Raw genomic sequence first — 16582 nt, forward strand, 5'->3', positions numbered from 1 at the left:
CCCTCCCTCCCCCTCCCTCTCCCCCCAAGCAGAATCAGCAGAATCAGGAGAAGCGCCATCACCGAGCCGAAGCCCGGAGAGGCTGGGACCGCTCCGGGAAACCAGCCCCAAGAGGCCGACCATTTGAGGAACATGCTGCGTCGGCCCGAGTACCGGCGGGCGTTGGGGTTCTGCGGCTTGATCGGGATTCCGGTGTCGTTGGTCGCGTTCTGGTTTCTCGTCCTGCTCCAGGAGCTGGAGAACCTGATCTGGGTGGACTGGCCGCACGATCTCGGGTGGACGGATCCGCCGTGGTGGTGGCCCTTTCCCCTGGCTCTGGTGTCAGGTCTGGTCGTCGCCATGGTCGTCCTGCGGTTTCCGGGCCGAGGAGGACACATCCCGGCGGCAGGCCTGCACTCCGGAGGGGCGTCGAAAGCCGCGGTTCCCGGTGTGGCCGTCGCCGCGTTGGCCAGCCTGCCGCTGGGCGCCGTGCTCGGGCCCGAGGCACCGCTGATCGCGCTCGGCGGTGGTCTGGCGCTGGTTTTCCGGGATCTCGTACGCGCTCCCGCGACCGAGGCGAGCACGGCGTTGCTCGGCGCCGCCGGCGCCGCTGCGGCCATCTCCGCGATCTTCGGCAGTCCTCTGGTGGCGGCGGTGCTGCTCATGGAGGTGGCCGGGGTGGGCGGGCCGCAGCTGTTCGCGGTGATGCTTCCCGCGCTGCTGTCCAGCGGAATCGGCGCCATCGTGTTCACGGGCTTCGGCCACTGGACCGGGCTGAAGACCGGGAGCCTCAGCATCGGACTGCCCGCTCCGCCCCTCCTCGACACCGGGGACGTGCTGTGGTCGGCGTTGATGGGTCTCGTCATCGGGGCGGCCATCCACTGGATCATGGTGGGCGGACGGATCGCAGCACGCTTCGTGTCCGCACATCCGTTGCGCAACACGGTGCTCTGCGCACTCGCCGCGGCAGGCTGCGCGGCTCTCTACGCGGTCGTCACCGGCCGTTCGCCGTCCGAGGTCTCCCTGTCCGGCCAGGCCACCCTGAAGCAACTCGCCGAGAACCCCCATGCGTGGTCGGTCGGCAGTCTGCTGGCGGTCCTGGCGTTCAAGGGCGTCGCGTATGCGCTGTGCCTGGGAAGCCTTCGCGGCGGTCCGACCTTCCCCTCCTTGTTCCTGGGCGGAGCTGTGGGCGTCCTGCTGTCACCCCTGCCGGGACTCGGCGTCGTAGCGGGTATGGCGGCGGGTATGGCGGCCGCGTGCGCCGCCGCGCTGCGGCTGCCCGTCAGTACGGTAGTGCTGGTCGTCCTCGTGGTGGGCAACTCGGAAACGGTACCCGTGATCGTGCTGGCGGCCGTGGTGTCGTTCGTGACCACGGAGTTGCTGCCGCAGGGACCGGGGATCCCTGAGTTCAGGCCACGAGTCGGTCGAGCGCGTCGTCCAGCGTCGTCGCGGCCGTGATGAGGGAGAGATGGGTGAAGGCCTGGGGGAAGTTGCCCAGTTGCTCCCCGCTGGGGCCGATCTCCTCGGCGAACAGGCCGACGTGGTTGGCGTACGTCTGCATCTTCTCGAAGGTGTAGCGGGCCTGCGGGAGCCGTCCCGCGCGGGCGAGGGCGTCGACGTACAGGAACGTGCACAGGCTGAATGTCCCTTCGGAGCCGCGCAGTCCGTCCGGGGAGGCCTCGGGGTCGTAGCGGTAGACGAGGCTGTCGGAGACGAGGACGCGGTCCATGGCGTCGAGGGTGTTGAGCCAGCCGGGGCTGCGGGGGGACAGGAATCCGACTCGGGGTGCGAGCAGCAGAGAGGCGTCAAGGACGTCGCCGCCGTAGTGCTGGACCAGGGCCTGCTCCTTCTCGTTCCAGCCGCGCTCCATGACCTGTTCGAGGATTGCGTCTCGGGCCTGGGTCCAGCGGACGGTGTCGGCCGGCCTGCTGAACTCGGCTGCCAGCTTGAGACCGCGGTCGAAGGCGGCCCAGCACATCACCCGGCTGTAGGTGAAGTCCTTACGGCCGCCACGGGTCTCCCAGATGCCCTCGTCGGGTCGGTCCCAGGAGTCGGCGAGCCAGTCCAGGGTGGCGGCCAGGCCCTTCCACCCGTGATAGCCCGCCTGTTCGCCGACGGCGCGGCCCTCGGCCAGCGCGTAGAGGGCCTCGCCGTAGATGTCGAGCTGCAGCTGGTCGGAGGCGGCGTTGCCGGCCCGGACCGGGTAGGAGCCGCGGTAGCCCTCCAGGTGGTCCAGGATCTCCTCGGTCAGATGGGGGTCGCCGTCGACCCGGTACATGATCTGGAGGGGTTCGTCGTCCGGTCCTTCGCGGGCGCGCAGGCGATCGCCGAGCCAGTGGGTGAAGCGGGTCGCCTCCTCCACGAAGCCGAGGTCGAGCAGGGCCCGCACCGACAGGGAGCCGTCCCGCACCCAGGTGTACCGGTAGTCCCAGTTGCGCTCACCGCCGACCTGCTCGGGCAGTCCCATGGTGGCGGCGGCGACCGGCGCGCCCGTGGGCGCGTAAGTGAGGAGTTTGAGGGTGATCGCGGAGCGGTGCACCATCTCCGTCCAGCGGCCGTGGTAGCGCGAGGTGCGCACCCACTTCTGCCAGAAGTCGATGTTCTCCCAGAGTTCTTCGGTGACCTTTTCGGTGGTGGGCGACGGTGGCGCCTCCCCGCCCGGCGCACAGACGGTGAACACCGCGGCCGCCGACTCTCCGTCGTTGAGGGTGATGGTGCCTTGGACGTCCTGCCCGTCCCGTTCGAGCGGGATGCTGCCCTGAAGGTACGCGGTCATTCCCGGAGCCCGGAACGTCGCCGTGCGGGGAGTCAGGTCCAGTTCGTGGGTCGCGCGCGCGTAGTCGAACCGCGGCCGGCATTCGAGGCGGAAGCGTACGGTGCCGCGTACCGAGCGGACGATGCGCACCAGACGGTGCCGGTCGGTCGCCGTCGGGCCCGGCTGGACCGGCATGTGGTCGAGGATCTCGCCGACTCCGTCGGGTGACATGAAGCGGGTCACCACGACGGCGGTGTCCGGATAGTAGAGCTGCTTCCAAATTCCCTCGGAGTGCTCGGGCGCGAGCAGGAAATAGCCGCCGCGGTCGTGGTCCAGCAGGGCGGCGAAAACACTGGGCGAGTCGAAACGCGGCGCCGCGAACCAGTCGATCACGCCCTCGGACGACACAAGAGCGGCGGTCTGCAGGTCCCCGACGAGCCCGTGGTCGGCGATGGGCGGGTAGCGGTCCATAGAGGTCTCCCTTTCAGGCTGCTTCAGCCGCTACCCGCCCGGTTCGGACGGCGTCGACGAGTGCCTGGTGGTCCTTCTCGTTCTGGTCGGCGTAGTGCTCGGCGAACGTCACCAGCGCCCGGTCGAAGGCGTCGCCTCCGCCCAGGTAGGCGGCGATGGCGATCCGGTCACCCGACCTCGCGTGCGCGCGGGCCAACGTGGCGCCGCACAGTTCACCGAAGGTCCGCATGCCGGCCGGCGCCATCGCCTCGGGTTCGGCGATGCCCTTCCAGTCCCGCAACTGCCGTACGTAGAAGTCACGTCGGCGGCCGTCGATGCCTTCGACGCGTTCCCAGCCGAGGAAGATGTCGCTGGTGGCCTGCATCAGCCGCTGTCCGGAGACCACGCGCTCGCCCTGTGTCCGGTAGCCGCCCACACCGGCGAAGGGTGCCAGCACCGACTCGTCCGCCTCCTTGGCCTGGAGGAACAGTGGATCCTCGTCGTCCCTGCCGAGCAGGAGCACGATCCAGCAGCGGGTGCCCACGCTGCCGACCCCGACCACCTTGCGGGCCATGTCGGCCACCCGGTACTGCTCCAGCAGGAAGCGCCGGTCCGACTGCAGGGTCTGACCGTAATGTTCGATCAGCCGGTGGATCTCCTTCTCCAGCGCGCCGCGTTCGACATCCGGAAGCAGGTCCTGGAGCGGCGTGATCAGGGGCGGGTCCGCTGCGATGCGCGCCTTCCCGTCGACGATGTGGGTGAGTTTGTCGAAGACCTGGAGGCTGTCCCTAGTACGTGCCTTCGCCACCGCCCGTGACCAACGGTCGCGGGTCCTCGCGCTCAGCTCCGGGGCGAACTGCGCCCGCACCCACTCCTCGTCGAACCGGGCATACCACACGGGGAGGTTGCCCATCCCGGCGAAGTGCCGCATCCACTCGCGGTAGGACCGCACCGTCGACCGCACGATGCCGGCCCGCTCCTTGGCGCTGAAGTCGTTGGCCCGGCCCGCGATGACGAAGCTGGCGGACAGCCGCTTGACGTCCCACTCCCACGGGCCGGGCAGCGTCTCGTCGAAGTCGTTGATGTCGAACATCATGCGGCGCTCGGGCGAGGCCAGCAGACGGAAGTTCAGCAGGTGCGCGTCGCCGCACAACTGCGCCCTGATCCCGGACCGGGGGGTGCCGGCGAGGTCCCCGGCCATGATGGCGGCGGCCCCCCGGTAGAAGCGGAACGGTGACTCGGTCATGCGGCCGTAGCGGATCGGTACGAGCTCGGGCACCCGTCTCGCCGACTGGGCCTCGATGACTCCCACCGGGTCGGGCCGCTTCGGCGTGGGGGCGAACTCGGCGTGGCTGGAGCGGGGTACGGACGACCGGGCGGCCTTTCCGAGTGCGGCTCGCTCCTGCGGGGTGCGGTTCCTGGTGTCGCCGGCGGCCAGGTGGTCAGAGGTCATTGCAGTCGCTCCGCTATGTGGTCCCCGACGCGCAGGGCGTTGGCGATGGCGGTCAGCGAGGGATTGACCGCTCCGATGCTCGGGAAGAAGCTCGTGTCTACGACGTAGAGGTTGTCGAGGTCGTGGGCCTTGCAGTTGACGTCGAGGGCGGAGCTTTCGGGGTCATGGCCGAAGCGGACCGTGCCCGCCTGATGCGCGGTGGCGCCGATGGGCATGCCCTTGTGCAGATAGATGCTGTGCGACAGGAGACGGTGCTCGTGCATGCCCAAGTGGCCGAGCATGTCCTGCAGTTTGTGCCGCAGCCGTTTCAGCCCGGCGATGTTGTTCTTCTCGTCGAGGGCCAGGTGAATGCCGCCGTCCCGGTCCAGGGTGACGCGGTTGTCGGCGAGGGGCAGGTCCTCTCCGCACAGCCAGAAGTCGACAGCGTGGTGGGCGAGTACCTCGAACGGCATGTCGGGGGCCACGGCGCCGGCCCAGCGGGGCGCTTCTCCGTGGATCTGCTCGGAGTCCGACTTGCCGAGCATCTGGATGCCGCCGAGAGGGTAGTCCCAGTCGTCGGATCCCAAGTACCAGTCGTGCAGCGCCAGGGTCTTCTGGAACCTGGTGTCGTTCGGCTCCCTGGACACGGCCATCAGGGCCAGGTTGTTGTGCCGCATGTAGTGCCGGCCCACCACGTCCGAGCCGTTGGCCAGGCCCCGTGGATGCCGGTCGCCCGCCGAACGCAGCAGCAGGACGGCGGAGTTGACGGCGCCGCAGGCCACGACCACGATGTCGGCGCTGAACTCCACGGTTGAGGCGTCCCCGTCCCCCACCGTCGCGACGACCGAGGTGACGCTGCGGCCGGTCGCGTCCGTGTCGAGACGCCGCACGTCCGCATGGGTGAGCATCTCGACGTTGGGATGTTCGAGGGCCGGGTCGACGCAGATGACCTGCGCGTCGGACTTCGCGCCGACCAGGCACGGGAATCCGTCGACGCGGTCGCAGCGTATGCAGGCGCTGGTGTGGGTGGCCCGGCCCCGGTCGTCCTGGGTGAGGTTCACCCCGATGGGGAGGTGGAAGGGGTGCAGGCCCTGCTTCTCCAGGTCGTGGCTGAGTTGCTGGATGCGCGGCTCGTGCTGGACCGGCGGGTGGGCGTACTGGGCGCTGGTGGGGCCCTCGGTCGGATCCTCGCCGTGGCGGCCGTGGACGAGGTAGAGGTGCTCGGCCTGCGTGTAGTACGGCTCGAGTTCCTCGTAGGTCAGTGGCCAGGCCGGGGATACGCCGTCGTGGTGGCGCAGTTCACCGAAGTCCTCGGGGCGCATGCGGAAGAGCGCAGCGCCATAGAACTTGGTGTTGCCGCCCACGTAGTAATTGACCTCGGGCGGGAACTGGTTTCCGTCTTTGTCGTACCAGAACTCCGGGGCACGGTATTTCCCCTTGACGAAGACCGCGGTGGATTCCCAGTTGTCGCGTTCGCGGGGCAGATAGTCACCGCGTTCGAGAAGGAGGATCCGCTTTCCGGTGGGTGCCAGTCGGTGCGCAATGGTGCCGCCGCCCGCACCGGTGCCGATAATGATGACGTCGTAGTGCTGCGCGTCGGTCATGCCGGCCACCGTCCTCGGAATGTGCTCCGGTCCTGCCGGTCGAAAGGGGCATCCAGCCCGACCACCAACGTATCTCCGGGGGATGGTTCCGGCGAGTTGGGCTATTCGGGTGAGCCGAGGCGCCGGGACACGGCGGGTTCCCGCGCGATGACCGCGCCGGCGGTGATGCCGACGGCCACCACGACGCAGAGGACGATCAGCCACGACAGCAGGGTGAAGACCGCCCCCAGCGACCCGTACCGTTCCAGGCTCCGATTGAGCGCGGCGGGTACGTACAGCTTGGCGATCACCGTCAACGCGGTCATGGCCGCCCCGGTGACGACCGCACCGGGCAACAGGGGCATCCAGGGGACGCGGCCGACCAGCAGCAGGTGCTGGGTCCACCACCAGACGCCCACCTGGAGGGCCAGCAGAAGCGGCAGGCCCAGCCACAGCCCCACGCCGAATCCGTTCCGTACAGGCCCCTGCAGCACGAGCACGGCCAACCAGACCGCGATCCACACCAGCCATCTCCAGGCGGCGATCCTGGCCCCCGCACTCGGCAGGCGCCAGGCGCGTTGGCAAAGCCGTTGCATCGCACGGCTGCACGCGGTGGCGGAGAGCAGCACCATCAGCGCACTGACCACCCCGGTGCTCTGCTGCAGACTTTCGGGATTGACCTGGTAGATCAACTTCAGTTGCTGGTCGGCGGCGCCGTTGATGCCGAGGACGTCGTGCACCGAGTTGACGATCTGGTCGCGGACGGTCTGCGGGGCGAAGGAAGCGACCAGGAAGAGCAGGGGAACGACGGTCAGGAATGCCTGGGCCGCAAGCCGTGTCGCGGAGTCCAGCAGGTTCACGGCGATCAGATGGGAGGTGAGGCGGGTGATCACCGGGAACCGCCGCTCGGAGGCGCTCCGCAGCCGTGACAGCCGGGCCCGCAGATCCGCCGCCCGCCGGTGCCACCGGCTCGTCCCGCCGTCCGCGGCCGAACCGGATCCTCTGCCTGCGCGCATGCTGCTCCCCGGGTCGGGTCCGGGCCGACGCCCGAGGCGTGACCGCCTCACCAGGGTGCCGCCCAGGCGGCCGCCCGGGTCAGCGGCACCAGCACCGTTGTGCCGTATGGGTGACAAAGGCCGCCGGTGGTGTTCCGGCGAAAGCCCGGATGCCCGGGTGCGGGCGGTGACGATGGGGGCCATGCGTGATTCGGGCGCCGTTGCCCGTCGCAAGATCGGCAGGCGGCAGGAGCCTTCGGCCTGATGTCGCGGCTCGACCAAAGCTCCCGGTGGACGGCGGCCGGGCCGGCCCTGCTGCCGCCGAGCGCCGCCGCTGTGGTGAAGACCGGTCCCTCTCATACCTCCTCGTACGTGGTGCTGGTGGGCTACTGCCCGGTGGCCGGTGCCGGCCTGTTGCGATGGAGGTCTGTGCGACCTTGGCCCCGAGCTCGGCCCGCGTTCGGCTCGGGAGGCTGCGTACGTGGCTGGAGAACGCTCAGGACGAGGCGATCGTGTCGCTGTCGCTGCTGCCGGGGCTGTAGTTGTGGCTGTATCTGTATCTGTGGCCGGTGGGCAAGGGCATCTACCGGCTGACCGCCTGGCCAGGGCCGGTCGGCCGTCACAGGATCGCGAGGGGATTGACGGGCGATCCGGTCGCCGCGGGCAGCCGGAGCGGGGCGATCACGCAGAGGAATGACCAACGGCCTTCCTGTGCGCAGATCGCCGTGAGGTCCTCGAACCGCAGGTGGTCGAGCAGATGAAGTCCCATCGCGTGCACGGCGAGCACATGCACCGGGAACGCGACCCCCTGCACCGCGCTCGGGGCCGTGTCGTTGTTCCCGTCGCCGCCGAGCACGGCCACCTCCCGTTCGGCCAGGAACTCCAAGGCCGTCGGATGGAGTCCGGCACGCGCGCCGGCGACGTCCCAGGGGCCCAGCTCCTCCCGTCGTCGGCGGTGTCCGACCCGTACGAGGAGGATGTCGCCCCGGCCGACCCGGACCCCCTGCCGTGCCTCGGCGGCAGCGAGGTCCTCGGCCCTCACGTGCGCTCCGGGTTCGAGCCAGGGGACGCCGTGCAGCCGGGGGATGTCGAGGAGGACCCCGCGTCCGGCGATGCCGTCGCGGGCCAGGTCGACGGACAGGGCGCTCGCGCCGTCCGGCGACAGCACGTCCGCCGCCGGGACGCCGCCGTGCAGGGTTCCGTCGTAGACGACGTGGCACAGCGCGTCGAGGTGGCTGTCCACATCGCCGTGGATGTTCATGGCGAAGCGGTCCCGCGCGAATTCCAGGCCGCTCGAACCGGGTTTCCCGTCGGCCGGAGCGGTGAGCCGGTGCTGGGCCGGATCGGCGTTGTCAGGTCCGCCACGGGTTTCCACAGGAGCGGCGAGCGACACCGTACGTCCCGTCCGCACCTCGCGAACGGCCGCAAGCACCTGTTCCTCGGCGATCGTGTCCAAGGCGCCCCGGCGCGAGGCGCCGCCGGGGGCCGTGGCGCGCAGATGTCGGTGGAGGCGCCGGAATTCGGCGTCGCTCAGCTCACTGGGCGACCACATGCCCCCACCCTGCGGCAGGTATCGGGTTCTCGCACGCCGAGTTGGTACGGGGCCGTCACCAGCCTCCCGCTCGGTATCGACCACCGCGCCCGGCCGAGGATCCGGCAGGGCCTCATGGCGCTGCTCCTGGGCTTCCTGCCGGCCGTGCCGCGACCTTCCTCTTCGCCCTCCTCGTCCGGGGCTTCGGGCTGCAGCCGGAAGCCTTCGAACTGGTCTCGGTGACGACCATTCCGGCGGCGGCCGACATCGGGGGCTCGTCGGCATACGCCGGCTGGGACGAGGCGTGGGGTTCGCTGCTTCAACTGCCGCTCAACATCGTCGTATTGATCGTGGTCGGCACCGGCACGCTCAAGTGCCGCAGGGCGATCTGGCGCCGGGTGGCCGCACGCCGGCACGAGCGCGCGGTCAGGCGGCCGGCGTAGCAGCGGACGGCGTGTCAGGAGTGCCGCTGTCCAGGAACTCGCGGATCGCGAAGGCGATCAGCACGATCACCAGCGTCCACAACACGACCGCCACGGTCGGGTAGTTCCAGGTGAACAGGACGATCGCGGCAACCGCCAGGATCACGCCGCCGATCCACTGCTTGTAGCGGTGGACGAACCGGCCGACCGCCCCCAGCGGGAGCCCCGCCGACACGCAGACGTCCCGCAGGGCGCCGATGGCCTTGCGGCAGCCCGTACGGGTGAGGACGGCGACCCGGGACGGGCCGACGAGGAAGGCACCGACGGCCGTCACCAGAGCGACCGCACCGACCGCACGCACGCCGGCACGCAGGAACTTGACCAGCGAGTCGAACACCGCACCGGCGGCGGCGTCGGACGCACCGGCGGGCAGATGGTCGAGGTAGACGGATCGCAGGACGGTGAGCGTGATGCCGAGCAGCAGCATGGCCGCGAACACCCCCAGCGCGGCCCCGATCAGAGCCCGGCGGCGGTGCACGGCCAGGTAGACGCCCGCGGCGGCGATCAGTACGACGATGAGGGGCAGCCACCTGCCGAGGATCTCCAGCACCCTCAGATACCACTTGATCTTGCCGACGTCTTCCGACGCGAACACCACGAACTCCGTGTGGACGTCCGGGATACGAGCGGCCGGCTTGAAGCCGGCGCTGACCAGCCGGTCCTTGACCTGGGCCACGATCGGTCCCACGTCGATGGCGACCTGGCCGTTCTTGACGGACACCGCAGCGTCGGACTCACCCGTGATGGCCTTGTCGAACGCGCTGTGTGCCCTGCGGTTCGCGTTCACCCAGACGGTGTCGAAGGCACTGCTGGAGACCACCCGCTCCACGGTGCCACTGACCAGGCTCTTCAGACCACTGGTGATCGGGCCCTTCAGGTTGCCGAGCAGCTCGGCCGCCTTCGGCGAAGCCCCCTTCTCTGCCGCCGCCTCCTCCAGCTCCTTGACCAGTCCCTCCACATCGACCTGTGCCAGGACCGCTGTGGTGACCCGGTTGGTGATCGCCTTCTGTACGTCCGGGTTGCTCGCCAGCGGCCCGACGGTGGCGACGTAGCGGTCCGTGTCCTGCACGATGCTGTTCACCCAGACCGAGACGACTGCCAGCAGCGACAACAGCGAGGCGAGGAGAATCAGCAGGACCGACCCCGTCGACCGGAACCAGTGGTGCCGCGTGGCCGGCGACCGCCCGGTGTTCTCCAGGGTCCTCACCCTGTGCCGCAGCTCGTCCAGCTCGTCGCGTTCCCGCGCCGAGGACCGCTGGTCGCCGGACGGGCCTGCGGGGGGCTCGTCCGGGCCTGGTGGAGGTGTGCTGCTCGTCATGGTCACAGGAGACCCGTGCGGACCCGGCCCCGCGACCTGGACGGGCCCGACGGGTTGAATACCGCACTGAGGTGCGGCGGCTTCCGTCCGGTGATGCAATGGCATTCGAAGCAGGGGGAATTTTCCATGTCATGACCACCCAGGGGTGAAGCCATGAACGATGAATTCGCTGAAATGGGACCGATCGACTATGTGGTCGTCGAATTTCCCGGCAACCGAATGACGGGCGAGGGCTTTCCACTCCTGGTGGACCTGGTGGATCGCGGCCTCATTCGGATCCTCGATCTGCTGTTCGTCAGAAAGGAGGAGGACGGATCCGTGGTCGGCCTGGAAATCGCCGACCTCACCGGTGACGGGGCTCTGGACCTGGCCGTCTTCGAGGGCGCCTCCTCCGGCCTGCTGGGCCAGGACGACATCGAGGAGGCAGGGGCCGCCCTGGAACCCGGCAACTCCGCCGGGATCCTGGTCTACGAGAACCTGTGGGCCGCGCCCTTCGCCACCGCGCTGCGACGCGGCGGTGCGCAGCTGGTCGCCTCCGGGCGGATCCCGGTGCCGGCCGTCCTGGCCGCGCTGGACGCCACCGATCCCGGTCAGCCGCCGACATAGTCGCTCCGCCCCCGACGGTCGCGGTGATTGTCCACGACGCCGGACTCGGCCTCGATCTGAAGAGGTTCAGGGCCCACACCCGCCGGGTCGCGGTGCGGCTGATCCGGCTCGGCGCGCACCCGTACCGATGGCCCGACGCCGAAGGCGGGAGACGTCGCCGTACTTCTGGGAGTCCGACCGCTCAGCGGGCCGTGTGCGCCCCGAAGCGGCCGACGGCGGCCCGCACGCGGGTGAGCTGCGCCGGAAGATCGCCTGTGGCGTCCATGGTCATGCCCGGCTCGTCCGGTTCCAGCGGCTCCAGCGTCTCGAACTGCGAGTCGGCCAGCCGGGCGGGCATGAAGTGACCGGTGCGCCGCGACACCCGGTCCCGTGCCGTGTCCCGGTCCAGGGCAAGGTAAAGGCACCACAGCATCGCGCCCGCGGCCGCACGAAGCCCGTCGCGGAAGGCGCGCCTGAGGGCCGAACAGGCGACGACCAGCCCCTCGCCGGCCTCGACGGAGTGACGGATACGGTCGGCGAGGGCACGCAACCAGGGCTCGCGGTCGGCGTCGTCCAGTGCGTGGCCGGCGCTCATCTTGGCGACATTCGCGGCGGGGTGGAAGTCGTCGCCCTCGACGAACGGCAGTCCGAGCAGCTCGGCGACCGCCTTGCCGACGGTGGTCTTCCCGGAGCCGGACACGCCCAGGACCAACACGATCGGCGGTCCATGGCGGGCCCTGGCCCCGGTCACGGGTTCTCGGGTTCCCGGCCGGCTGCCGTCTGCCGCAGATCCGCCTCCGTAAGGGGCTGGAGGATCCCACGGGTGTCCAGCCGGTAGAGCAGGACCAAAGGGGGTCCGACGAGCACTACCGCGATGAGGGTGACCAGCATCAGCCAGCGCAGCGTCGTCGACGCGCCGGCCGCCTGGGACACCGTCAGCGAGGTGGGGATGAGATAGGGCCGCTGGGCAAGCCCCCACGCCAGGACGACCAGAGCCACGCTGCCGACCGCGGTGATCCTCGCCCATCCCGTCGCCGTGCGGTACAGCAGCGCTGCGGTGGCCAACGCACAGGCGACGGCGACCACGACGAGAGCGAGACCGATTCCGCTGGTCAGCCCGTCGTAGACGTAACGCGCGTCGTCGTGGGTCACGGCGAGGCCGACGATCGCCAGTACGGCGACGGCGCCGAGGCTGCACCAGGCCCGCAGCCGGAAGTACCCGACGAGGTCGGCGGCGTCGAAGCGGCGGGCGTCGGCGGTGAGGAACACCGCTCCGAGGAACGCGGTCGCGGCGACGGTCAGCAGCCCGGCGATCACGGAGGTCCCGTTGGACCAGGCGTCGGCGGACGCCTTCGTGCCGGGAGCCACCCGGCCCGTGGCGAGCCCCCCGACCGCCGCTCCGAGGAAGAAGGGCGTCAGCAGGGAGGAGACGGCGAAGACGGCGCCGTAGACCCTGCGCCGGGCGAGACTCCGCGTGGGCTTGCGCAGGGCGAAACCGGCGCCGCGCAGGACGAGTCCCACGGCCGCGAGCGCCAGCGGGAGCCACATGGCCGAGAAGATCGTCTGGAACAGGACCGGGAAGCCGGTCCACATGATGACCAGGACGAAGATGAGCCAGACGTTGTTGGTCTCCCACACCGGTGCCATGGCGTGGTCGATGAGCCACCGGGGGCGTTTGCCGCGTTCGGCGCCGCCCGCGAGAAGGTCCCAGAATCCGGCGCCGTAGTCCGTGCCGCCGGCGCACGCGTAGGCGGCCACCGCGGCCAGCAGCACCCAGGCGACGAAGTCCTGGATCATTCGTCCCCCCTGCCTCCGGTCGTGGACAACGGGCGGGGCCCATAGGGGGTGTCGCCCTCCAGGTCCTCGGCGGCGGCTCCCGCGAGAGCGTCCTCGTCGGCCCGCCGCCATCGGCTGCTCATCTTCAGCAGGATGGTCAGGAAGGAACCGAGGACGAGTACGTAGACCACCACGACGATGCCGAACATCGTCCACAGGGATGCCGCACGGGTGTCCGTCACCGCCTCCGAGACCCGCATGTTCTGGTAGACGATCCAGGGCTGCCGACCCACTTCGGTGGTGATCCAGCCGCACTCCACGGTCAGCAGGCAGGCGGCGCCGGCGAGAGCGGCGCACCGGAAGAACCACGGCGATCCGGGCAGGTCACGGCGGCGCAGCCAGCACCAGCCGTACCAGAGCGCGAGCAGGATGAGCAGGCTTCCGATGGTCACCATGATGTCGAACGCCCAATGGGCGATGGTGGCCTGAGCCGCCGTCGGGCGGTCGCTCGCGGGGACCGACGACAGGCCCGTCACCTTGGTGTCCGCGCTGAAGCCGGCGAGGAACGAGTCCAGTTGGGGAATCCTGATCCCGCCGGAGATCGATCCGTCGGGGTGCAGGCGCCCGAACATGTACTCCGGCACGTGGGTGTCGGTCTTCCAGACGATCTCGGTGGCCGCGAACTTGATCGGCTGCTTGTGGAAGACCGAGCGGGCGATCGAGTCGCCGAGCACGAACTGCACGGGCGTGAGAATCGCGGCGACCGAGAACGGCACAGTGAAGCCAAGCCGGTGGTAGCGGTCCCGGCGGCCCCGCAGCCAGCCGACCGCGTACACCCCGGCGACGACGTACCCGGCGGTCAGGATCACGCCGACAACGAAGTGCCAGTACTCGGGCCCGAGCATCGGCGTGAAGATCGCCTGCCGCACGTTGACGTTCACGGGGTTGCCGGACGGGTCGAGCGTGAAGCCGCGCGGGGTGTTCATCCAGGCGTTCGCGGCCACGATGCCGAACGCCCCCATCAGGGCGGCCAGCGGCAGGGGCGCTCCGAGCCAGAAGTGCGTCCACGGCTTGAGCCGGCGCCAGCCGTACAGGTAGATCGCGAGGAGGATCGCTTCGAGGAAGAACGCCCACGCCTCGACACCGAAGCCGAGGCCGAAGACATCGCCCCACCGGCCCATCAGGCCCGGCCACAGCAGACCGAACTCGAAGGAGAGCACCGTGCCGGTGACGATCCCGATGGCGAACTGGACGGCCATGACCGCCGACCAGCGCCGCGCGAGCAACAGGGCGACGACGTCGCCCTTTCGCAGCCCGCGGTAGTGCATCAGGAGGGTGATGGCGGGCAGGGCCACGCCGAAGGGCACGAGCAGAATGTGGGCGCCCAGGGTGAAGGCCATCAGCTCCCGGGCCGGCAGCAGCTGTGGGGGGCCGTCCGCCAGATAGTGGTAGATCGCACTGTTCACATGGGCCTCAGGGGCTCGTACCGGATGACTGAGGGGAAGGAAGGGTCAGCCACCCGTGGCGAAACCGGGGAACAGCGTCATTCCGCCGTCCACGTAGAGCGTGGTCCCCACGACGTAGTCGAAGAGGTCGGACGCCAGCGCGGCCACCGCGTTCGCGATGTCGTCCGGGTCGCCGACACGGCGGTACGGCACGAGTCGCAGAAGCTCGGCCTCGGCCTCGGGGGTGTCCCAGGCGCTGCGGTTGATGGGAGTGCGAATCGCTCCCGGAGCGACGGCGTTGACCCGGATCCCGTGCGGCGCGAGTTCCTGCGCGAGGGTCGTCATCAGCATCTGCACCCCGCCCTTGGATGCCGCGTAGTTCACGTGGCCCGACCAGGGAATGATCTGGTGGACCGAACTCATGCAGATGATTTTCCCGGCGGAACGGGAGACCTCCGGGACGACGCCGCGCCGCATGAACTCCTTGGCCGCCTCGCGGGCGCACAGGAACTGTCCGGTCAGATTGACGTCCAGCACCTTCTGCCACTGGTCCAGGGTCATCTCGGTGATGGGGGCATCGCGCTGGAGCCCCGCGTTCGCCACCATGACGTCGACGGTCCCGAACTCCTTGACCATGCGGGACACCATGTCGACGACCTGGTCCTCCTGCGACACGTCCGCCTCGTGTGCGTAGGCGCGGACGCCGAAGGCCTCGATCTCGCGCACCACCTCTTCCGCGGCGTCCCGCCCTGCCACGTAATTCACCACCACATCGGCGCCCACCCGCCCCAGACCGATCGCGGTGGCCTTTCCGATTCCAGAATTCGCGCCCGTTACCAGCGCCTTCTGCCCTTTGAGGAGCGGGAAGGCAGGGGGCCGGCGACCGTCACTGCTGGTTTCCACTCGTGTCTCCCTGTGAGTGCCGATACGGATATCGAGGAATCCGCCCGACTACGAAAACACGGGTGAGTCAATACGGCCCGGCGGCGCGTCTCGTGTCAGCCGCTCGGGTGCTGTCCCGCGCCGTTCGGCGCAGTGTGTCCGCTCGCCGGATTGATCGGAACGGCGCAGTCGACTAATCGGTGCGAGTCTCCCGACCCTTTCCTACGCACAGCGCCCAGATGACGAAAGCATCCACGGCGATCAGCACGATGGCCCAGACGGGTTGGTACGGAAGCCACATGAAGTTGGCGATCATCGCCAGACCGGCCAAGGCGATTCCGACCATCCGGGCCCACACTTCTCCGCGGAACACAGCGGCGCCCGCGAGGACCACCAGGACGCCGAGGACGAGGTGGATCCAGCCCCAACTCGTCAGGTTGAAGTTGTAGACGTAGTTGCGGGTGGCGACGAAGACGTCGTCTTCGGCAATGGCGGCAATTCCTTGGAATATCGCCATCAACCCACCGAAGATCATCATGACCCCGGCGAAGCCGGTCCAGCCGGCCACCCACGCCCCTTCGCCGCTACTCCTTGCTCCGCGTCCGTGGTGCATTCCAGTCGTCGTCATTTCGGGCTCCTCCCACTCAGACTTCGCCACTGTGGCGTTGCCGCGGCCGACGGCCCACATATCAGCTTGGCATGAGAATCGCAGACCGGCAGAACACCGGCATTTACGCAAGGAGGCGCCGAGGCCGAGGTGCGAGGAAATTCGTACGGTGATGCAATGGAAGGGTCCGGTGCGCCCGATGTCGCGCGGCGACCGGGGAGCCGTTTGTTTTCGCATGCCTCCTGCGAGAAGGGAACCCGCCGTGCCAGGTCTCCTCCGCGGGGTCGCCCGCACCGCCGTAGTGGCCGGTACAGCGACCGCCGTGTCGAACCGTGTGTCCCGCCGCCAGCAGGGGCGATGGGCCCAGCAGGAATATCAGGAGGCCCCGCCGCAGCCTGCGGCATCCGCCACGCCGCCTCCCGCCCCGCCGACCGTCGACATGACCAGCAAGATCGATCAGCTGAAGCAACTCGGGGAGCTCAAGGCCCAGGGCGTCCTCACCGAGGCCGAGTTCGAGGACCAGAAGAGCAGGATCCTCGGCTCCTGAGGGATTCCGAACAGGGACATCGACGCCGAACCGACTGCGGGCTCGCGGGCCCGGAGTCGGTTCGGCGTCGGTGGAGCGGCTTCGCCGGTACTAGCGGGCGGCTTCGCCGGTAGGTACTAGTCTTCTGAGTCGGGAATTCTGTTCAGATAACTGGCGAGGCGTTCGAGGATCTCGTCTGCGGTCTTCGTCCAGACGTAGGGCTTCGGGTCGGTGTT

The 16582-nt window shown here is 69.3% G+C and carries 15 protein-coding genes; 4 read left to right on the forward strand and 11 right to left on the reverse strand.

Annotated features, from left to right (window positions below):
- The first annotated feature begins 132 nt into the window (after window positions 1-132).
- Complete coding sequence (locus ADK57_RS06495) at window positions 133-1437, forward strand: chloride channel protein (RefSeq protein WP_053748388.1); 1305 nt, start codon at window positions 133-135, stop codon at window positions 1435-1437.
- On the opposite strand, the gene ADK57_RS06500 is transcribed toward ADK57_RS06495, so the two are convergent.
- The 5 genes from ADK57_RS06500 to ADK57_RS06520 all read right to left on the reverse strand — a co-directional run bounded on the left by ADK57_RS06500 (window position 1388) and on the right by ADK57_RS06520 (window position 8746).
- Window positions 1388-3205: a glycoside hydrolase family 15 protein gene (locus ADK57_RS06500; RefSeq protein WP_053748389.1), complete on the reverse strand. Its 1818-nt coding sequence runs from the start codon at window positions 3203-3205 to the stop codon at window positions 1388-1390. The two genes, ADK57_RS06495 and ADK57_RS06500, sit on opposite strands and share 50 nt — an antisense overlap.
- A 13-nt stretch (window positions 3206-3218) precedes the next feature.
- Complete coding sequence (locus ADK57_RS06505; RefSeq protein WP_053748390.1) at window positions 3219-4637, reverse strand: DUF2252 domain-containing protein; 1419 nt, start codon at window positions 4635-4637, stop codon at window positions 3219-3221.
- Complete coding sequence (locus ADK57_RS06510) at window positions 4634-6220, reverse strand: GMC oxidoreductase (protein WP_053748391.1); 1587 nt, start codon at window positions 6218-6220, stop codon at window positions 4634-4636. The genes ADK57_RS06505 and ADK57_RS06510 overlap by 4 nt, the downstream gene beginning before the upstream one ends.
- Before the next feature lie 101 nt (window positions 6221-6321).
- On the reverse strand, window positions 6322-7215 hold the full coding sequence (locus ADK57_RS06515) for a YhjD/YihY/BrkB family envelope integrity protein (RefSeq protein WP_078972988.1): 894 nt from the start codon (window positions 7213-7215) through the stop codon (window positions 6322-6324).
- A gap of 598 nt (window positions 7216-7813) precedes the next feature.
- The gene (locus ADK57_RS06520) at window positions 7814-8746 is read right to left on the reverse strand and encodes a cyclase family protein (RefSeq protein ID WP_199830489.1); all 933 of its coding nucleotides are present in this window, start codon (window positions 8744-8746) and stop codon (window positions 7814-7816) included.
- A 218-nt stretch (window positions 8747-8964) separates the two neighbouring features.
- Between ADK57_RS06520 and ADK57_RS50390 the strand changes: the two genes are divergently transcribed.
- Window positions 8965-9168 carry a hypothetical protein gene (locus ADK57_RS50390; protein ID WP_053748392.1) on the forward strand — a complete coding sequence of 68 codons (204 nt, stop codon included), beginning with the start codon at window positions 8965-8967 and terminating at the stop codon, window positions 9166-9168.
- Here the strand turns inward: ADK57_RS50390 and ADK57_RS06530 are convergent.
- Window positions 9152-10525: a hypothetical protein gene (locus tag ADK57_RS06530; protein ID WP_234390009.1), complete on the reverse strand. Its 1374-nt coding sequence runs from the start codon at window positions 10523-10525 to the stop codon at window positions 9152-9154. The two genes, ADK57_RS50390 and ADK57_RS06530, sit on opposite strands and share 17 nt — an antisense overlap.
- A 153-nt stretch (window positions 10526-10678) precedes the next feature.
- Here ADK57_RS06530 and ADK57_RS06535 point away from each other — a divergent pair, with 153 nt between their 5' ends.
- Complete coding sequence (locus ADK57_RS06535; RefSeq protein WP_199830490.1) at window positions 10679-11131, forward strand: DUF6325 family protein; 453 nt, start codon at window positions 10679-10681, stop codon at window positions 11129-11131.
- 181 nt (window positions 11132-11312) lie between these two features.
- Here the strand turns inward: ADK57_RS06535 and ADK57_RS06540 are convergent, their stop codons facing one another.
- The 5 genes from ADK57_RS06540 to ADK57_RS06560 form a co-directional block, all read right to left on the reverse strand.
- Window positions 11313-11861, reverse strand: a complete 549-nt coding sequence (locus ADK57_RS06540; RefSeq protein WP_053748394.1) for a gluconokinase — start codon at window positions 11859-11861, stop codon at window positions 11313-11315.
- On the reverse strand, window positions 11858-12907 hold the full coding sequence (locus ADK57_RS06545) for a cytochrome d ubiquinol oxidase subunit II (protein ID WP_053748395.1): 1050 nt from the start codon (window positions 12905-12907) through the stop codon (window positions 11858-11860). The genes ADK57_RS06540 and ADK57_RS06545 overlap by 4 nt, the downstream gene beginning before the upstream one ends.
- Window positions 12904-14352: a cytochrome ubiquinol oxidase subunit I gene (locus tag ADK57_RS06550; protein WP_053748396.1), complete on the reverse strand. Its 1449-nt coding sequence runs from the start codon at window positions 14350-14352 to the stop codon at window positions 12904-12906. Before ADK57_RS06550 ends, ADK57_RS06545 begins: the two co-directional genes overlap by 4 nt.
- Window positions 14353-14397: 45 nt before the next feature.
- Window positions 14398-15234, reverse strand: coding sequence for an SDR family oxidoreductase (locus ADK57_RS06555; protein ID WP_053748397.1), 837 nt, complete (start codon window positions 15232-15234; stop codon window positions 14398-14400).
- 172 nt (window positions 15235-15406) lie between these two features.
- Entirely contained in the window at window positions 15407-15841 is a 435-nt protein-coding gene (locus tag ADK57_RS06560) for a DUF7144 family membrane protein (RefSeq protein ID WP_053748398.1), read from the reverse strand.
- Window positions 15842-16082: 241 nt separating this feature from the next.
- Between ADK57_RS06560 and ADK57_RS06565 the strand changes: the two genes are divergently transcribed.
- Entirely contained in the window at window positions 16083-16367 is a 285-nt protein-coding gene (locus ADK57_RS06565; RefSeq protein WP_053748399.1) for an SHOCT domain-containing protein, read from the forward strand.
- Window positions 16368-16582: the final 215 nt, after the last annotated feature.

The sequence above is a fragment of the Streptomyces sp. MMG1533 genome (assembly GCF_001279775.1).
Lineage (GTDB): Bacteria > Actinomycetota > Actinomycetes > Streptomycetales > Streptomycetaceae > Streptomyces.

Excerpts from the sequence above, each read along its gene's own strand:
- ADK57_RS06515 (WP_078972988.1), bottom strand. The coding sequence starts at position 7,215 with ATGCGCGCAGGCAGAGGATCCGGTTCGGCCGCGGACGGCGGGACGAGC.
- ADK57_RS06560 (WP_053748398.1), bottom strand. The coding sequence starts at position 15,841 with ATGACGACGACTGGAATGCACCACGGACGCGGAGCAAGGAGTAGCGGC.
- ADK57_RS06510 (WP_053748391.1), bottom strand. The coding sequence starts at position 6,220 with ATGACCGACGCGCAGCACTACGACGTCATCATTATCGGCACCGGTGCG.
- ADK57_RS06520 (WP_199830489.1), bottom strand. The coding sequence starts at position 8,746 with ATGTGGTCGCCCAGTGAGCTGAGCGACGCCGAATTCCGGCGCCTCCAC.
- ADK57_RS06530 (WP_234390009.1), bottom strand. The coding sequence starts at position 10,525 with ATGACGAGCAGCACACCTCCACCAGGCCCGGACGAGCCCCCCGCAGGC.
- ADK57_RS06545 (WP_053748395.1), bottom strand. The coding sequence starts at position 12,907 with ATGATCCAGGACTTCGTCGCCTGGGTGCTGCTGGCCGCGGTGGCCGCC.
- ADK57_RS06500 (WP_053748389.1), bottom strand. The coding sequence starts at position 3,205 with ATGGACCGCTACCCGCCCATCGCCGACCACGGGCTCGTCGGGGACCTG.
- ADK57_RS06505 (WP_053748390.1), bottom strand. The coding sequence starts at position 4,637 with ATGACCTCTGACCACCTGGCCGCCGGCGACACCAGGAACCGCACCCCG.
- ADK57_RS06535 (WP_199830490.1), top strand. The coding sequence starts at position 10,679 with ATGAACGATGAATTCGCTGAAATGGGACCGATCGACTATGTGGTCGTC.
- ADK57_RS06495 (WP_053748388.1), top strand. The coding sequence starts at position 133 with ATGCTGCGTCGGCCCGAGTACCGGCGGGCGTTGGGGTTCTGCGGCTTG.